A 16,234-nucleotide genomic window follows, 5' to 3' on the forward strand; every position below is an offset into this window, starting at 1 on the left:
TTTCCGGCGGGGCGTGGTGTCCGGGGCGTACGGCGAAGATCGGGTGGCGGTTACGCAGGCGCGGGGAGGGCGGGTACGGCAGGGGCGGGGGCGGATATGGCAAGGGCGGGGGCGGGTACGGCAGCCGTACCCGCCCCCGGGGCACCCGTACCCGTCCCCGGGGTGCCGGTCAGGCGACCGGCTCCAGGAAGCCCTGCTCCACCAGCAGCCGGATCTGGGCCGGGGTGCGGTCACGCAGGGCCACCGGGTCCTCGCCGACCAGCTGGGCGATGGCGTCCAGGATGCGGCCGGCGCTCAGCGTGCCGTCGCACACGCCCGCGAAGCCCGCGCCGACGGTGTCGACCTTGGTGGCGCGGCGCATGCCCCGGTGCTGACGGAGCACCACATGCTCGGGGTCCTCGGCGCCGGGCAGCCCGACCTGTTCCTGGACCACCTCGGCGGCGAGCCTGAAGTGCCCCTCCAGCAAAGCCGCGTCGTCGCGCTCGCGCAGATGGCCGACGCGTTCGAAGTGGGCCCGGATCGCATCGCCGAGGGGCTGTTCGACCGGGTGCGGCCACTCCTCCACGACAATGGACGGCTCGGCCGCCGAGGTCTTGCGCAGGGTGATCCAGCCGAAGCCGATCCCCTTGACCTTGCGCGCCTCGAACTCGTCGAGCCAGGCGTCGTACCGCGCCTGATACTCCGCCGGGTCCTCGCGGTGGTCCCCGGCGTCCCGCAGCCACAGCTCGGCGTACTGCGTGACGTCCTGCGTCTCGCGCTGCACGATCCACGCGTCGCATCCGCGCGGCACCCAGGACCTGAGCCGCTCCTGCCAGTCCTCCCCCTCCACGTGCTGCCAGTTGGCGAGGAACTGCGCGAACCCGCCCTCGTTCAGCCGGTCCCCCGCCTGCTGAACGAGCGTGCGGCACAGATCGTCCCCGCTCATCCCGCCGTCCCGGTAGGTGAGGCGGGCGCCGGGCGAGATGACGAAGGGCGGGTTGGAGACGATCAGGTCGAACGTCTCGTCCTGGCGCACCGGTTCGAACAGCGAGCCCTCGCGCAGATCGGCGGCGGGCGCGCCGGAGAGCGCGAGGGTGAGCGCGGTGATGTGCAGCGCGCGCGGGTTGAGGTCGGTGGCCGTCACGCGCGTGGCGTGCTGGGCGGCGTGCAGCGCCTGGATGCCGGAGCCGGTGCCCAGGTCGAGCGCGGAGCCGACGGGCGTGCGCACGGTGATCCCGGCCAGCGTCGTGGAGGCGCCGCCCACCCCGAGGACGACGTTCTCGGCGCGCTGTCCGATGCCGCCCGCGCCGCCGACCGCGCAGCCGAGGTCGGACACGATGAACCAGTCCTCGCCGTCGGGACCGCCGTACGGCCGTACGTCCACCGTCGCGGCCACCTCGCCCCCCACCCGGGTGAGCCAGCCCGCGTCCACCGCGTCGTCGACGGGGAGCACGCCGGCCAGGCGCGCGGCCGGCACGGGCTGCTGGAGCAGGAAGAGCCGCACCAGCGCCTCCAGCGGCGTGTCGCCGCGGGTCGCCCGGAGCGCGGGCACGGTCTCGCTGCGGGCCAGCGCCGCGTACGCGGGGGCGCCGAGCAGGTCGAGCAGACCGTCGGCGGTGAAGGAGGCCGCGAGCAGGGCGGCGCGCAGCCGGGCGGTGGTGCCGGGGTGGTCGGCGGCGGGCAGGGGAGCGGAGCCGGTGTCAGTCACGTCCCCATTGTGGCCCGCCGTGCCGGGCCCGGCCTCGGGCGAGCGCCGTCAGCCCGCCTGCGCGGGCGCCGACGCCGAGGCCTTGCAGCTGGCCTGCTCGGCGATCGCCTCGCGGACGTCGCCCTGCTCCAGGCGCTTGAGCGCCTCGGTGCCGCTGTCGCTCTGCTTGCCGATCGCCTTGGTGCGGTCGGCGACGTCGTGCAGGCCCTTGGCGAACTCGCCCTGGTCCTTGGTGTCCAGGTCGTCGACCTTCTTCTTCAGGTCGGCGTACGACGTGGAGAGGTCGTTGAGGTTCTTGACCGCGTCCTGCTGGCGCTTGGCGCCGTCCTCGACGCCGGGGGGCGGACCCGCGTGGCCGATGGCGTCGGCGATCGCCTTGTAGCCCTCGGACATGTCCTGGAAGGCCTGCGCGTAGGTCTCCTTGGCGTCCTTCGGCGCGAGGTCGCTGTCGGAGGCGATCTTGGCGATGGACGCGTTCGCGGCGCTGATCTTCTTGTCCTGAGCGGGTACGGCGTCGCACACCGACTTGGCCCAGACCCCCAGCTTGGGGTCGGGTCCCTCGCTCTTGCCGCCGCATCCGGTCAGCGCGACTATGAGTACCGCACCGCCGGACAGTGCGGCCGCGAGCTTCTTGTTCACAGGATCGGTCCCTTCCCTGGCTCTCGGCCCCCGGAATCTACACGGCGGACCACACCGTCCCCCCGCCGAACGCCCCCTGCGTGGGCTTTTGTCATGTTTCGCACCGCAGGAGAGAAGGCTCACGGCGTGCGGATGCCCACAGGGACGTACGGATACCGGGCGGGAGAGGGGAGCGCGGGCCCCGCCGGGAAGGGGAGCCCGGGCCCCGCAAGGAGGGGGAGCGTGCCGTACGCACACATGACGGGCGGGCGGTACGTCAGCGCGTACCGCCCGCCCGTCCGTCGACCGGACCGTCCCCGCGTCGCCTACGAAACGACCGCCGGGGGCGATGAGTTGGATATCTCGCCCTCGTCCTCGTCGTCCCCGTCGCCCACCGCGATGCCGCGCCGCTTGGACACGTACACCGCGACGACGATCACCGCGAGCGCGAGCACCGCGACCACGACCCGTACGGCCGGGCTCTTGTCGGCACCGTAGGAGAACTTGATCACCGCGGGCGCGATGAGCAGGGAGACCAGGTTCATGACCTTCAGCAGCGGGTTGATGGCCGGGCCCGCCGTGTCCTTGAAGGGGTCGCCCACCGTGTCGCCGATCACCGTGGCCGCATGGGCCTCGCTGCCCTTGCCGCCGTGGTGGCCGTCCTCCACGAGCTTCTTGGCGTTGTCCCAGGCGCCGCCGGAGTTGGCGAGGAACACCGCCATGAGCGTGCCCGCCCCGATGGCGCCCGCGAGGTAGGCGCCGAGCGCGCCGACGCCGAGGGTGAACCCGATGAAGATCGGCGCCATGACGGCCAGCAGACCCGGTGTGGCCAGCTCCCGCAGCGCGTCCTTGGTGCAGATGTCGACGACACTGCCGTAATCCGGTTTCTGCGTGAAGTTCATGATGCCGGGCTTCTCGCGGAACTGCCGCCGCACCTCGTAGACCACCGAACCGGCCGACCGGGACACGGCGCTGATGGCCAGTCCGGAGAAGAGGAAGACGACCGCCGCGCCCGCGATCAGGCCGACCAGGTTGTTGGGCTGGGAGATGTCCATGGACAGCGTGAGCGGCGAGCCGGGCCCGCTCAGCCTCTCCCCCACGTCCCGCACATTGGTGGTGATCGCGTCCCGGTACGACCCGAAGAGCGCCGAGGCCGCGAGGACGGCGGTGGCGATGGCGATGCCCTTGGTGATGGCCTTGGTGGTGTTGCCGACCGCGTCGAGGTCGGTGAGCACCTGGGCGCCCGCGCCCTCGACGTCGCCGGACATCTCGGCGATGCCCTGCGCGTTGTCGGAGACCGGCCCGAAGGTGTCCATGGCGACGATCACGCCGACCGTGGTGAGCAGTCCGGTGCCGGCCAGCGCCACCGCGAACAGCGCGAGCATGATCGACGTACCGCCGAGCAGGAACGCGCCGTACACGCTCAGCGCGATCAGCAGCGCGGTGTACACCGCCGACTCCAGGCCGATGGAGATGCCCGAGAGCACGACGGTGGCCGGACCGGTCAGCGAGGTCTTGCCGATGTCGCGGACCGGGCGGCGGGTGGTCTCGGTGAAGTAGCCCGTGAGCTGCTGGATGACGGCCGCGAGCAGGATGCCGATGGCCACCGCGACGACCGCCAGAATGCGCGGGTCGCCGTCCTTGGCGCGGATCGCGACGTCGGTGACGCCCTTCAGGTCCGCGTAGCGCGAGGGGAGATAGAGGAAGACGGCGACGGCGACGAGCGCCAGGGAGATCACCGCCGAGATGAAGAAGCCCCGGTTGATCGCGCTCATGCCACTGCGGTCGGCGCGCCGCGGGGCGACCGCGAAGATGCCGATCATGGCGGTGACCACGCCGATGGCGGGCACCAGCAGCGGGAAGGCGAGGCCCGCGTCGCCGAAGGCGGTCTTGCCGAGGATCAGCGCGGCGACCAGCGTGACGGCGTACGACTCGAAGAGGTCGGCCGCCATGCCCGCGCAGTCGCCGACGTTGTCGCCCACGTTGTCCGCGATGGTCGCGGCGTTGCGGGGGTCGTCCTCCGGGATGCCCTGTTCGACCTTGCCGACCAGGTCGGCGCCCACGTCGGCGGCCTTGGTGAAGATGCCGCCGCCCACCCGCATGAACATCGCGATGAGCGCGGCGCCCAGGCCGAAGCCCTCCAGCACCTTGGGCGCGTCGGCCGCGTACACCAGCACCACGCAGGAGGCGCCGAGCAGGCCGAGGCCGACGGTGAACATGCCGACCACACCGCCCGTGCGAAATGCGATCTTCATCGCCGTGTGCGATACGACGGTGAGATCCTTTTCCGGTTCACCCCGCGCGGGAGTGGCCCGCCGGGCGGCCGCGGCGACGCGCACATTGCTGCGTACGGCGAGCCACATGCCGATATATCCGGTGGCCGCCGAGAACACCGCGCCGATCAAGAAGAACACGGACCGGCCGGCCCGCTGATTCCAGTCGTCGGCGGGCAGCAGCAGAAGCAGGAAGAAGACCACCACGGCGAATACGGCGAGGGTGCGCAACTGCCGTGCGAGATACGCCTTGGCGCCTTCCTGGACCGCCTCCGCGATCCGTTTCATCGAGTCGGTGCCCTCGTCGTGCACCAGCACCTGGCGCACCAGGACGCCCGCGACCACGAGCGCGGCCACGGCGACGGCCGCGATCACCGCGACCATGATCCGGTTGTCGTCGGTCAGGACCGCTGCCGCGAGGGGTATGGAGTGGTCCGGCTGAGGAAGGGAAAGCCCCGCCATTCGTCCTCCTTGAGGCTTGGGCTGAGCTCGTAATGATCAGCACAGGGCACGGTAAACAGAATTGCCCGGCACATGGTCTTTAGCAAATGATCGGGACCGTCACAAGGACCGAGAACCCAAACGGCGTAATAGCGCTGAGGCATTTCCGGTGGGGGCCGTACGGGGTCCCTACGGGTTCCCTACGGGGTTTCGGCGAGGTACCGGCGCGGTTTCCCTTGATCGGAATTACTCGTGAATTCCTTCACGAATTCCGGGGCTGGTGGGCGGGGTGGGGTGAGGGGGGCATGTGGGGTGGGGCGGGGGGCGTGGGGCGGTGCGGAGGGGGGCTCACGAGGTGGGCTCGCCTGGCGGCGCATGGGGGTGGCACGCGGGGCCGGCAGGGAGGAGGAGGTGCGGCAGCGCGTGGGGGTGGTGCCGGAGGAGGCTGCGCGGCAGCGCGGGGCACGCGGCAGCGCGGGCGATACGGAGCGGGGTGGCGCTGTAGCGCGCGGGGGTGGTGCCGGGGGAAGCGGCGCGGCAGCACGGGGCACGCGGAACCGATACGGAGCGGGGTGGCGCGGCAGCGCGCGGGGGTGGTGCCGGGGGAAGCGGCGCGGCAGCACGGGGCACGCGGAACCGATGTGGAGGGGGCGGCGCGGCGGCGCGGGCGGTGCGGAGAGGGCTCGCGCGGCGATGCGGCAGTGCGGGGCACGAGTGCGGCGGGGGCTTCCCCGAGGCGGCGGGGCGGCGCGCGCGGGACCGGCGCGGAGAAGGCTCGGGGAGCGACCCGGCAGCGGGTCGGGACAGGAGGAGAGGGCTCGCGGAGCGGCGCGGCAGCGCTCGGGACCGGCAGAGAAGGCTCGCGGAGCGGCGCGGCAGTGCTCGGGTAGCGCGAAGGGTCCTGCTGGGCAGGGGTCTGGGGTGGGGCGGGAGGGTGGGGTCAGAGGAGCGGGGTGATCGGGGGGGCCGTCGGCCAGGACATGCGGATCAGGCCGCCGTCCGGGCCGGTGGTGACCTTGACGTCGTCCACCAGTCCACTGATGACCGCGAGGCCCATCTCGTCCTCCTCGGCCTCCACGTCCGCGTCGGACGCGGGACCGCCCGCCACCCGCTCGGCGGCGACCGGATGCGGAGCCTCGTCGCCGACCTCGATGGAGAACAGCTTCTCCTCCTCGATCAACGCGACCTTCACCGGCGCGGTGATGCCCCCGCTCTGGTGCAGCCCCACGGCACGGGAACAGGCCTCGCCCACGGCGAGCCGGACCTCGTCCAGCACGGCCTCGTCCACTCCGGCCCGGCGCGCCACCGCGGCCGCCACCAGACGGGCGGTACGGACGTGCTCGGGCAGCGCGCTGAAGCGGAGTTCGACGGTGGCCATGCATCCCCCTCGCGACTACGGGCGTGCGATACGGGGGCGGGGCAGCCGAAAGCCCGCACCCCACGCTGTACTTCTGCGCCCCGGCACACGGCGCGGGGCAGGACCCGCCGGGGTCCGGGCCGCATGGCCCGGACTCGGCGAACGGTCCGGAATCAGTCGGTGGCCTCCACCGCTTCCTCGACCGAGGTGTGAATCGGGAACACCTTGGTGAGGCCGGTGATGCGGAAGATCTTCAGGATGCGCTCCTGGTTGCACACCAGGCGCAGCGAGCCCTCGTGGGCACGCACCCGCTTCAGGCCGCCGACCAGCACGCCGAGACCGGTGGAGTCGAGGAAGTCCACGCCCTCCATGTCGACGACGAGGTGGAAATTCCCGTCGTTCACCAGCTCGACCAGCTGCTCGCGCAGCTTGGGCGCGGTATACACATCGATTTCGCCACCGACCTCGACGACCGTGCGATCGCCGACGGTACGGGTCGACAGGGACAGGTCCACGGAACCTCCAGCACCTTGCTATCGAGCGGTCGTCCCTCGGGACATCTCGGCTTGCGGCCCCCGGGACGCAACGCCAGCCGCGATGGCATTCAATCACTTACCGGCATGTGTGCACGACGCCTTGGCTCCATTGTCCGTCAAGCCGGTGACACACTCGGTGCCGATGGCCAAGAATCTCCGACCCGACCGATACCCGCCGGACCCGGCGTCCCGCCCGTCCCCGGGGGCGGTCCTCAGCCGGCTCGCCTCCGGCCCGAGCAGATCCGCGCGCATCACTCATACGGAGCACTTGCCCCCGCGCGCGGGCCGCCATGCCGTCTGGCCGGACCGGATTCGCTCCGAGGTCGTCGCGGCCGTCGAGGCATGCGGGATCGAGCACCCGTGGGCCCACCAGGCGCGCGCCGCCGAACACGCGCTGGACGGCGATTCCGTGGTCGTCGCCACCGGCACCGCCTCCGGCAAGTCCCTCGCCTACCTCGTCCCGGTGCTCTCCGCGCTCCTGGACGGCTCCGAGGCGCCGAACGGCCGGGGCGCGACCGCCCTGTACCTCTCCCCCACCAAGGCCCTGGCCGCCGACCAGTGCCGCGCGGTGCGCGAACTCGCCGCCCCGCTCGGCACGGCGGTGCGCGCGGCCGTCTACGACGGCGACACCCCCTTCGAGGAACGCGAGTGGGTCCGCCAGCACGCGAACTACGTGCTGACCAACCCCGACATGCTCCACCGGGGCATCCTCCCCGCCCACCCCCGCTGGTCCTCCTTCCTGAAGTCGCTCAAGTACGTCGTCATCGACGAGTGCCACACCTACCGGGGCGTCTTCGGCTCACACGTCGCCCAGGTACTGCGCCGGCTGCGCCGCCTGTGCGCCCGCTACGGCTCCTCCCCCGTCTTCCTGCTCGCCTCCGCCACCTCCGCCGAGCCCGCCGTCTCCGCCGGCCGGCTGACCGGCCTGCCGGTGGTCGAGGTCGCCGACGACGCCTCCCCGCGCGGCGAACTCGTCTTCGCCCTCTGGGAGCCCCCGCTCACCGAGCTGCACGGCGAGAAGGGCGCCCCCGTACGGCGCACCGCCACCGCCGAGACGGCCGACCTGCTGACCGACCTCGCCGTGCAGGGCGTGCGCTCGGTCGCCTTCGTACGCTCCCGGCGCGGCGCCGAGCTGATCTCGGTCATCGCCCAGGAACGCCTGGCCGAGGTCGACCGCTCACTGGCCCGGCGCGTCGCCGCCTACCGGGGCGGCTACCTCCCCGAGGAACGCCGCGCCCTGGAACGCGCCCTGCACTCCGGCGAACTCCTCGGCCTGGCCGCCACGACCGCGCTGGAACTCGGCGTGGACGTCTCCGGCCTGGACGCGGTGCTCATCTCGGGCTACCCGGGCACCCGGGCCTCCCTCTGGCAGCAGGCGGGCCGCGCGGGCCGGTCCGGACAGGGCGCGCTCGCGGTGCTGGTCGCCCGCGACGACCCGCTGGACACCTACCTCGTCCACCACCCCGAGGCCCTGTTCGACCGTCCGGTGGAATCCACGGTCCTGGACCCCGACAACCCCTACGTCCTCGCCCCGCACCTGTGCGCCGCCGCCGCCGAGATCCCGCTCACCGAGGCCGACCTCGACCTCTTCGGCCCCGCGACCGCCGAGCTGCTGCCCCAGCTGGAGGCCGCGAAGCTGCTGCGCCGCCGCACCCGCGCCTGGCACTGGACCCGCCGCGAGCGCGCCGCCGACCTGACCGACATCCGCGGCGAGGGCGGACCTCCCGTGCAGGTCGTGGAGGAGGGCACCGGGCATCTGCTCGGCACGGTGGACGCGGGCTCCGCGCACTCCACCGTCCACGAGGGCGCCGTCCACCTCCACCAGGGCCGCACCTATCTGGTGCGCTCCCTCGACCTGAAGCACTCCGTCGCCCTGGTGGAACGGGCCGACCCGCCCTACTCCACCGTCGCCCGCGACACCACGTCCATCTCCGTCCTGGAGACGGACACCGAGATCCCGTGGGGCGCCGGGCGCCTGTGCTACGGCTCCGTCGAGGTCACCAACCAAGTGGTCTCCTTCCTGCGCCGGCGCCTGATCACCGGCGAGGTGATGGGCGAGACGAAACTGGACCTCCCTCCTCGTACGCTGCGCACCCGCGCGGTGTGGTGGACGGTCACCGAGGACCAGCTCGACCAGGCCGGCATCAGCCCGGAGATCCTCGGCGGCTCCCTGCACGCCGCCGAACACGCCTCGATCGGCATGCTGCCCCTCTTCGCCACCTGCGACCGCTGGGACATCGGCGGCGTCTCCGTCCCGCACCACCCCGACACCCTGCTGCCGACCGTCTTCGTCTACGACGGCCACCCCGGCGGTGCGGGCTTCGCCGAACGTGCCTTCCACACCGCCCGCTCCTGGCTCACCGCCACCCGCGAGGCCATCGCCTCCTGCGAGTGCGACGCGGGCTGCCCGTCCTGCATCCAGTCCCCCAAGTGCGGCAACGGCAACGACCCTCTGCACAAACGGGGGGCGGTACGGCTGCTGGGGGTACTGCTGCGGGGGGCGGCGGGGACGGCCGAAGAGGCCGGACCTCAGCCGGGAGGGGACCGCGTCAGCGAGTGAGGGGGTGCCGAGCCGGGCTCTCCGGGGCTGGGCACCGGCCCTGCCGGGTCTACGGAACCCGCCGCAGGCCCCCCCCCCCCCCGGTCCGCAGAACTCTCCGCCGGCCCCGCCCGCGACCTCACCTCCGCCGTGAACGGCCCCCGTCCCGCGCCCGCGCTCACGTCCGAGACCTCACCGGAGAGCACGCACCGCACGAGCCGCGCGCCCTGTGCCGTGGCCACCCGCTCGGCCCGGGCGCACGCGGCCGCGTCACCCTCGGCCCAGTGGTCCGCCGCCGCCAGCGCCGCGAGGTCCGCCGCACCGGCCGCGCGGTGCCGTACGGCGACGGCGTGCCCGAGGGCGAGCACCGCGCCGAACACCACGCACAGCACCGCGATGGCCCCGAGGCTCCAGACGGTCGCGGAGCCCTGGTCGCCCCGGCCCCGGCCCCGGCGAGCCGTGCCGTCCCGGCACCTCATCGCCCGCTCCCTTCCCGAGCCGGGTCCTCCCCGGCGCCGACAACTTCTTCCGCATCGGCCACCGCCTCCTCTCGCACGTCGAACGGCAACCCGCTCCACACCGGTGGTCTGGCCACCACGGTCACCCTGACCCGGCCGTCCTCGCGGCCCACGCTCACCTCGGCGCCGTCCGGTGCCGTCTCGCGGGCCGCCCGCAGCACCGCGTCCTCCGGGTCCTGCCGGGCGGCGGCCCGGGCGCCCGCGCGGGCGGCGTCCACGCACCGGATCTGGGCGGCGACCACGAGCAGCCCCCAGACCAGCGCCATGGCGAACGCCACCAGCACGGACAGCGTCATGGCCGCCTCGGCGGTCACGAACCCCCGGTCCCCGCGCGGCTCATGTGTGCGCACTGAGCGCCCGTTTCACGATGCCCTGGAGCTCCGCCTTGACCTCCCCGCTGGTGACCACCTCGTAGAGGAGCAGCGCGAACCCGACCGCCGCGATGATCCCCATGGCGTACTCGGAGGTCACCATTCCGGCGTCCTCGCGGCACCGCTTCCGCAGCCGCCGCCACACCAGTCCTGCCTTCTGCCGCATCTCAAGTTCCCTTCTTTTCAAGCCGATTGACACTTCTCCGGTCGGAATCACCCACGCCCCGCCTCAGCGACCACCCCCTCCCAGCACCCCGCCCGCGAGCCCGATCACCACGGGCAGCACTCCGATGGCGATGAAGGCGGGCAGGAAGCACAGCCCCACCGGCGCGGAGATCAGCACGGCCGCCCGGCGGGCCCGGGTCGTGGCGATGCGGGCCGACAGTGCCCGGGCATCCGAGGCGATCCGGGCCGCCGGGGTCGCCGCGGGCAGGCCCGACTCGGACGCCCGCTCCAGCAGGCGGGCGAGCGGCCCCGCGCCGGGCAGCGCGGTCAACCGGCGCCAGGCGCCCGCCGGTTCACCGCCGAGGCGCACCTCGGCCGCGCCCCGCGCCAACGCGTCTCCGACGGGGCCACCGAGGGCGTCCCCGACCGCCTGCGCGGCGACCACCGGTTCCGCTCCGGCCTCGACGCAGGCCGCCAGCAGCTCTGCGGCGAGCGGGAGTTGGCGGGCGGCCGCAGCCAGGTCGACCGTCTCGGCGGGTCGCCGGGCGTCGTTCTCCCGGCGCCACCGCCACAGTCCCGCGGCCACTCCGAGCCCCACGAGGACTCCTGTGACCCCGCCGACCAGCACCCACGCCCCGCAGGCCGCTCCGGCGAGGGGCAGCCATGGCCGTACGGCTCCCATCAGTCCGGCGGCGGGGCCGGGGCTGGGGGCCGGCGCGGGCGGCGGTCCGGCACCGCTCAAGCCGCGCCCCGGCACCGGTACGGCCCGCAGTCCGCCCACAGCGCGCCCGGACACCGGCACGGCCGCCAGACCGGCCGCCACCGTTCGCGCGCCGGCCCCGGGCCCCGGCACCAGTCCCGCCGCTCTGCGCCTCTCCTGCCGTCCCCACCAGGCCGCATCCACGCGCCGCGCCGTCCACGCCAGGGACAGCACCGCCAACACCGTCACCCCCAGCCTGTGGACGAAGTCCCCGTTCATGCCGCCTCAGCTCCTCGCACGATCCGGCCGGACCACCAGACCCCGGCCGCCTCGAACACCGCTCCGGCCGCCAGGCAGCCGAGCCCGGCACCGGTGTGCAGCAGCACCCGTAACGGATGGGCGCCCATGGCGGCGCCGAGCAGCAGCCCGAGTACGGGGAGCGCGGCCAGCAGCAGGGCGGTGGCCCGGGCGCCGGACAACTGGGCGCGCAGGTCGGCACGTTGGTCCCGTTCGGCGCGCAGGGCGCCGTCCAGCCGGTCGAGCCCGTCGGCGAGTCCCGCGCCCTGGTCCACGGCCACCCGCCAGCACGCGGCGAGCCCCAGCAGCCCCTCGGCGCCGGGCCGCCGTGCGGCAAGGGCGAGAGCGCCCGGCACATCACCGCCGAAGCGGGCGGCGGCGACCACGGCGGCCTGCGCCTCACCCAGCCCGCCGCAGTCCCGTTCGGCCCGCAGCAGGGCCTCGCCGGGCTGCCGTCCCGCGCGCACCTCCCCGGCCAGCGCACCGCACAGAGCGATCACCGCCTCCGCCCGGCGGTCCTCGGACTGCCGGGCCTGCCGGGCGATCCGCAGCCGGCGCAGCAGCGGCACGCCCGAAGCCCCCGCGACCACCGGAATCACCGAGGCGCCCAGGACCGCCAGCAGCAGCCCGGCCGCGAGCGACCACCACTCGGCACCCAGCCTGCCGGTCAGCCGCCGCAGCCCGGCCACCGCGCGCTCCCCGGAACCGGGAGGCGGCCCGGTGGCCGCGGTCCCGCCGGCCGCCAGCAGCAACCGCGCCCGCCGCAGGCCCTGTTGCCGTGCGCAGTACAGCCGTCCGACACCGCCGAGGCACACCAGCGCCGCGCCCGTGCCCAGCTCGCCCATCCCGACCTCACCCATCGCCACCGCTCCTCTCGCCACGGCCGCTGACGCGGTCCTCAAGTCCCTGGAGCCGGCCGCCGCCCAGCAGCTCCCGCAGCCGTCCCCACCCGCGCTCGGCGACGAACGCCCGCTCGCCCCACCGCAGCGCGGGCACCGTCCGCACGAACCCGGAGGCGTCCCGCTCCAGGACGTGCACCTCGGCGATCCGGCGCCGTCCGGTCCGGTCGCGCACGAGGTGGAGCACGACCGAAAGGGCGGCCGCCAACTGGCTGTGCAGCGCGGCCCGGTCGAGCCCGGCCGCCGTACCCAGCGCTTCCAGCCGGGCCGGTACGTCGCCCGCCGCGTTGGCGTGCACGGTGCCGCAGCCGCCCTCGTGGCCCGTGTTGAGCGCGGCCAGCAGATCGACCACCTCACGGCCCCGCACCTCCCCGACGACGAGCCGGTCGGGCCGCATCCGCAGCGCCTGCCGGACCAGGTCCTCCAGCGTGACCAGACCGGCGCCCTCCTGGTTCGCGGGCCGGGTCTCCAGCCGTACGACGTGGGGATGGTCGGGTCTCAGCTCGGCCGAGTCCTCCGCGAGCACAATCCGCTCGCCCGGTCCGACCAGGCCCAGCAGTGCGCTCAGGAGGGTGGTTTTGCCCGTGCCGGTGCCGCCGCTGATCAAGAAGGACAGACGGGCGTCCAGCAGCGCGCGCAGAAGCCGGTCGCCGGAGGGCGGCACGGTGCCCGCGCGGGCCAGTTCGGCGAGGGTGAAGGCGCGGGGCCGGACCACCCGCAGGGAGAGGCAGGTGCAGCCGACCGCCACCGGGGGCAGCACGGCGTGCAGCCGGGTGCCGTCGGGCAGCCGGGCGTCCGCCCAGGGCCGTGCGTCGTCCAGGCGGCGCCCGGCGACGGCGGCGAGCCGCTGCGCGAGACGTCGTACCGCCGCGGGGTCGGGGAAGGTCACCGGGGTCAGCTCCAGCCCGCCACCCCGGTCCACCCACACCCGGTCCGGCGCGGTCACCAGCACGTCGGTGACCTCGGGGTCCGCGAGCAGCGGCTCCAGCGGGCCGGAGCCGACCAGTTCGGAGCGCAGGTGCTCGGCCGCGCCGAGGACCTCGGCGTCGCCCAGGACCCGGCCCTGTTCGCGCAGGGCCTGGGCGACACGGGCGGGGGTGGGTTCGGCGCCGCTCTCGGCCAGACGGCGCCGGACGCCGTCGAGCAGGGCCGCGCCGTCGGCCAGGCCGAGTCCGGGGAGGGTCATCGGGTGCCTCCCGGCTCGGTCAGGGCCTGCTCCCAGAAGGCGCTGCAGAAGCGGGACAGCGGGCCGCGTCCGGTCGCGCCGGGCGGCCTCGCGGTGCCGCGCGGCCGCGCCAGGGCGGGTTCCAGGGGGACGGTGCCGGCCAGGGGAAGGTCGAGGAGCCGGGCCACCTCGCGGTCGTCCAGTCCGGGCGCGCACGGCCCGCGCACCGCCACGCGCAGGTCGCGTACGACCATGCCGACGGCGGAGGCGATGCGGCCCGCGGCCGCCATGGCGCGCAGTTCGGCCGGGACGACGAGCAGGGCCAGGTCGAGCTGGGCGAGGGCTTCCGCGACCCCGTCGTCCAGGCGGCGCGGGAGGTCGACGACGACCGTGCCGCCGCGCCGCCGGGCGGCGGCGAGCACCGCGCGGACGGCCTGGGGCGGGACGGCCACGCAGTCGCCCCGGTCCCAGCTGAGCACCCGCAGAGCGTGCAGTTCGGGCAGGGACTCCTCCAGGGCGCCGCCGCCGACCCGGCCGCGCGAGGCGGCGAAGGCGGGCCAGCGCAGGCCCTCCGCGGTCTCGCCGCCGAGGAGCACGTCGAGTCCGCCGCCCAGCGGATCGGCGTCCACCAGAAGGGTGCGCACGCCCTCGCGGGCGGAGGTGACGGCGAGGGCGCAGGCGAGGGTGGAGGCCCCGGCACCGCCCCGGCCGCCGATGACTCCGACGGTGAGGGCGGGTCGGTCGACCCCTTCGGCCACGTCCGCGATGCGGTCGACGAGCCACTGTTCGCCGCCGGGCAGCATCAGGACGTGGTCGGCGCCGATCTCGACGGCGCGTTTCCACACGTCGGGGTCGTCCTGGTCGCGGCCCACCAGCACCACTCCTCTGCGGCGCGCGGCCCCGCGCACACGGCGGGCGGCGTCGTCCCCGACGAGGACGAGCGGTGCGGCCGACCAGCCGCCGCCGTGGTCCGGGACGCCGTGGTGGACCTCGGGTGTGGCGCCGGCCGCCGCGCACAGGCGCAGCAGGTCGTCCAGGAGCAGGGGGTCCTCGGTCACGATGAGCGGGCGGGCCGCCCGGTCTCCGGCGGCCGGTGGCGCATCGTGGGTGACGGTTCCGGTCATGGTGGATTTCCCTTTCGCTGCGTGGTGCGCGTGGCCCCCTCGGGCCACGCGATTCCCCGAGTTGTGGAGAACCGGTAACGGTTTCCATATGAACGGCCGACAGGAACCGGCCAAACACGTCCGGTATTGCGATCAGGCCCTCGCGGGGCCCGCTCCGGAGCGCGGTGGAATCACGATGAGACGAACCCGGAAATGATGTGGATCTTGGTCGAAAACTGTGGACGCCGAAGGGGCTGTGAATATCTCCGTCACTCAAACCGGTGACGCGGACACGGTTCGTGTACGTCTTCCACAGAGCACCCTGATGATTACCCTAAGTAATCAATCATGGGCATGACGAAACGGCGGCCATGTGCCGGCCGCCAGCGGTTCCATGCCGGAAAAAGAGGAAGAAACCCCATCTGGACATGCGACGACCCCCGCCGGGGGGGAGAGCGGGGGTCGTCCCCACGGTCCGACTCGGGGGGGGAGGAGCCAGACCGGGTTAGCACGGTCGCGAACGATCCGTGACTTCCATGGTGTACCCGAGAGGCCTCTCAGGCAAACCCACGCGCCACACCTTACGCCGAATGGTGGGCGCCTATGCTCAGGGTCGTGGAAAACCACTCCTTGCCCCGCGCAGCGGCCTTCTTCGACCTGGACAAGACGGTCATTGCGAAGTCGAGCACACTCACCTTCAGCAAGTCCTTCTACCAAGGCGGACTGATCAACCGCAGGGCGGCACTGCGTACCGCATACGCCCAGTTCGTCTTCCTGGCCGGAGGTATGGACCACGACCAGATGGAGCGGATGCGCGAGTATCTGTCCTCACTGTGCCGCGGCTGGAACGTGCGGCAGGTCAGGGAGATCGTGGCCGAGACGCTGCACGATCTGATCGACCCCATCATCTACGACGAGGCCGCCTCGCTCATCGAACGCCATCACGCCGCCGGACGCGACGTGGTCATCGTGTCCACCTCGGGCGCCGAGGTGGTGGAGCCGATCGGCGAACTGCTCGGCGCCGACCGCGTGGTGGCCACGCGCCTGGTCGTCGGCGAGGACGGCTGCTACACCGGCGAGGTCGAGTACTACGCCTACGGCCCCACCAAGGCCGAGGCCGTCCGGGAGCTGGCCGCGTCCGAGGGGTACGACCTCGACCGCAGCCACGCCTACAGCGACTCGGTGACCGACCTGCCCATGCTCCAGGCGGTGGGCCACCCGCACGCCGTGAACCCCGACCGCGCGCTGCGCCGGGAAGCGGTCGCACGCGGCTGGCCGGTCCTGGAGTTCCGCAAGCCGGTCCGGCTCAAGCAGCGGCTCCCCACGCTCTCGGTGCCACCTCGCCCCGCGCTCGTGGCGATGGCGGCCGTGGGAGCGGCGGCGGCCACGGCCGGCCTCGTCTGGTACGCCAACCGGCGCCGCACGACGACCGCCTGACCGTTTCTTCCCGGTACGCGCAGACCCGCCCAGGAATCAAACCTGAAATCCGCTATGGGTTCATAAGCAAAGAAGTGCGGCCAGGGGTTCCGATTTCTCCACTTTTGCAGTACAAAGGAGTCAACGGC

At 73.5% G+C, this 16,234-nt stretch carries 14 protein-coding genes; 2 read left to right on the forward strand and 12 right to left on the reverse strand.

Going from position 1 to position 16,234, the window contains the following annotated elements; translation table 11 throughout:
• Positions 1-169 precede the first annotated feature (169 nt).
• The 5 genes from AB0898_RS00430 to bldG all read right to left on the reverse strand — a co-directional run bounded on the left by AB0898_RS00430 (position 170) and on the right by bldG (position 6,891).
• The gene (locus AB0898_RS00430; RefSeq protein ID WP_366800577.1) at positions 170-1,687 is read right to left on the reverse strand and encodes a class I SAM-dependent methyltransferase; all 1,518 of its coding nucleotides are present in this window, start codon (positions 1,685-1,687) and stop codon (positions 170-172) included.
• 48 nt (positions 1,688-1,735) lie between these two features.
• Positions 1,736-2,326, reverse strand: coding sequence for a small secreted protein (locus AB0898_RS00435; protein WP_366800578.1), 591 nt, complete (start codon positions 2,324-2,326; stop codon positions 1,736-1,738).
• A 305-nt stretch (positions 2,327-2,631) separates the two neighbouring features.
• On the reverse strand, positions 2,632-5,040 hold the full coding sequence (locus tag AB0898_RS00440; protein ID WP_366800579.1) for a sodium-translocating pyrophosphatase: 2,409 nt from the start codon (positions 5,038-5,040) through the stop codon (positions 2,632-2,634).
• Positions 5,041-5,959: 919 nt separating this feature from the next.
• Entirely contained in the window at positions 5,960-6,397 is a 438-nt protein-coding gene (locus tag AB0898_RS00445; protein ID WP_366800580.1) for an ATP-binding protein, read from the reverse strand.
• A 152-nt stretch (positions 6,398-6,549) separates the two neighbouring features.
• A complete protein-coding gene (gene bldG, locus AB0898_RS00450; protein WP_018547960.1) occupies positions 6,550-6,891 on the reverse strand; it encodes an anti-sigma factor antagonist BldG in 342 nt (113 codons plus the stop codon).
• Between the two features lie 82 nt (positions 6,892-6,973).
• Here bldG and AB0898_RS00455 point away from each other — a divergent pair, with 82 nt between their 5' ends.
• Positions 6,974-9,472, forward strand: a complete 2,499-nt coding sequence (locus AB0898_RS00455) for a DEAD/DEAH box helicase (protein WP_366800581.1) — start codon at positions 6,974-6,976, stop codon at positions 9,470-9,472.
• On the opposite strand, the gene AB0898_RS00460 is transcribed toward AB0898_RS00455, so the two are convergent.
• From AB0898_RS00460 to ssd, 7 genes are all read right to left on the reverse strand, one after another.
• Positions 9,442-9,930, reverse strand: a complete 489-nt coding sequence (locus AB0898_RS00460) for an Rv3654c family TadE-like protein (RefSeq protein WP_366800582.1) — start codon at positions 9,928-9,930, stop codon at positions 9,442-9,444. The genes AB0898_RS00455 and AB0898_RS00460 overlap by 31 nt on opposite strands.
• Complete coding sequence (locus tag AB0898_RS00465; RefSeq protein WP_366801029.1) at positions 9,927-10,265, reverse strand: TadE family type IV pilus minor pilin; 339 nt, start codon at positions 10,263-10,265, stop codon at positions 9,927-9,929. Before AB0898_RS00465 ends, AB0898_RS00460 begins: the two co-directional genes overlap by 4 nt.
• A 40-nt stretch (positions 10,266-10,305) precedes the next feature.
• On the reverse strand, positions 10,306-10,506 hold the full coding sequence (locus AB0898_RS00470) for a DUF4244 domain-containing protein (RefSeq protein WP_366800583.1): 201 nt from the start codon (positions 10,504-10,506) through the stop codon (positions 10,306-10,308).
• A 63-nt stretch (positions 10,507-10,569) separates the two neighbouring features.
• A complete protein-coding gene (locus AB0898_RS00475) occupies positions 10,570-11,484 on the reverse strand; it encodes a type II secretion system F family protein (protein WP_366800584.1) in 915 nt (304 codons plus the stop codon).
• Entirely contained in the window at positions 11,481-12,362 is an 882-nt protein-coding gene (locus AB0898_RS00480) for a type II secretion system F family protein (RefSeq protein WP_366800585.1), read from the reverse strand. Before AB0898_RS00480 ends, AB0898_RS00475 begins: the two co-directional genes overlap by 4 nt.
• Positions 12,355-13,587, reverse strand: coding sequence for a TadA family conjugal transfer-associated ATPase (locus tag AB0898_RS00485; protein ID WP_366800586.1), 1,233 nt, complete (start codon positions 13,585-13,587; stop codon positions 12,355-12,357). The genes AB0898_RS00480 and AB0898_RS00485 overlap by 8 nt, the downstream gene beginning before the upstream one ends.
• Positions 13,584-14,690, reverse strand: a complete 1,107-nt coding sequence (gene ssd / locus AB0898_RS00490; RefSeq protein ID WP_366800588.1) for a septum site-determining protein Ssd — start codon at positions 14,688-14,690, stop codon at positions 13,584-13,586. Before ssd ends, AB0898_RS00485 begins: the two co-directional genes overlap by 4 nt.
• A 582-nt stretch (positions 14,691-15,272) precedes the next feature.
• Between ssd and AB0898_RS00495 the strand changes: the two genes are divergently transcribed.
• On the forward strand, positions 15,273-16,106 hold the full coding sequence (locus tag AB0898_RS00495) for an HAD-IB family hydrolase (RefSeq protein WP_366800589.1): 834 nt from the start codon (positions 15,273-15,275) through the stop codon (positions 16,104-16,106).
• The last annotated feature ends 128 nt before the right edge of the window (positions 16,107-16,234 follow it).

It is taken from the genome of Streptomyces sp. NPDC005435 (assembly GCF_040703155.1).
Taxonomy (GTDB): domain Bacteria; phylum Actinomycetota; class Actinomycetes; order Streptomycetales; family Streptomycetaceae; genus Streptomyces.

Excerpts from the sequence above, each read along its gene's own strand:
- AB0898_RS00480 (WP_366800585.1), bottom strand. The coding sequence starts at position 12,362 with ATGGGTGAGGTCGGGATGGGCGAGCTGGGCACGGGCGCGGCGCTGGTG.
- AB0898_RS00465 (WP_366801029.1), bottom strand. The coding sequence starts at position 10,265 with ATGACGCTGTCCGTGCTGGTGGCGTTCGCCATGGCGCTGGTCTGGGGG.
- AB0898_RS00475 (WP_366800584.1), bottom strand. The coding sequence starts at position 11,484 with ATGAACGGGGACTTCGTCCACAGGCTGGGGGTGACGGTGTTGGCGGTG.
- AB0898_RS00445 (WP_366800580.1), bottom strand. The coding sequence starts at position 6,397 with ATGGCCACCGTCGAACTCCGCTTCAGCGCGCTGCCCGAGCACGTCCGT.
- AB0898_RS00455 (WP_366800581.1), top strand. The coding sequence starts at position 6,974 with ATGGCATTCAATCACTTACCGGCATGTGTGCACGACGCCTTGGCTCCA.
- AB0898_RS00440 (WP_366800579.1), bottom strand. The coding sequence starts at position 5,040 with ATGGCGGGGCTTTCCCTTCCTCAGCCGGACCACTCCATACCCCTCGCG.
- AB0898_RS00485 (WP_366800586.1), bottom strand. The coding sequence starts at position 13,587 with ATGACCCTCCCCGGACTCGGCCTGGCCGACGGCGCGGCCCTGCTCGAC.
- AB0898_RS00495 (WP_366800589.1), top strand. The coding sequence starts at position 15,273 with ATGCTCAGGGTCGTGGAAAACCACTCCTTGCCCCGCGCAGCGGCCTTC.
- AB0898_RS00460 (WP_366800582.1), bottom strand. The coding sequence starts at position 9,930 with ATGAGGTGCCGGGACGGCACGGCTCGCCGGGGCCGGGGCCGGGGCGAC.
- ssd (WP_366800588.1), bottom strand. The coding sequence starts at position 14,690 with ATGACCGGAACCGTCACCCACGATGCGCCACCGGCCGCCGGAGACCGG.
- AB0898_RS00470 (WP_366800583.1), bottom strand. The coding sequence starts at position 10,506 with ATGCGGCAGAAGGCAGGACTGGTGTGGCGGCGGCTGCGGAAGCGGTGC.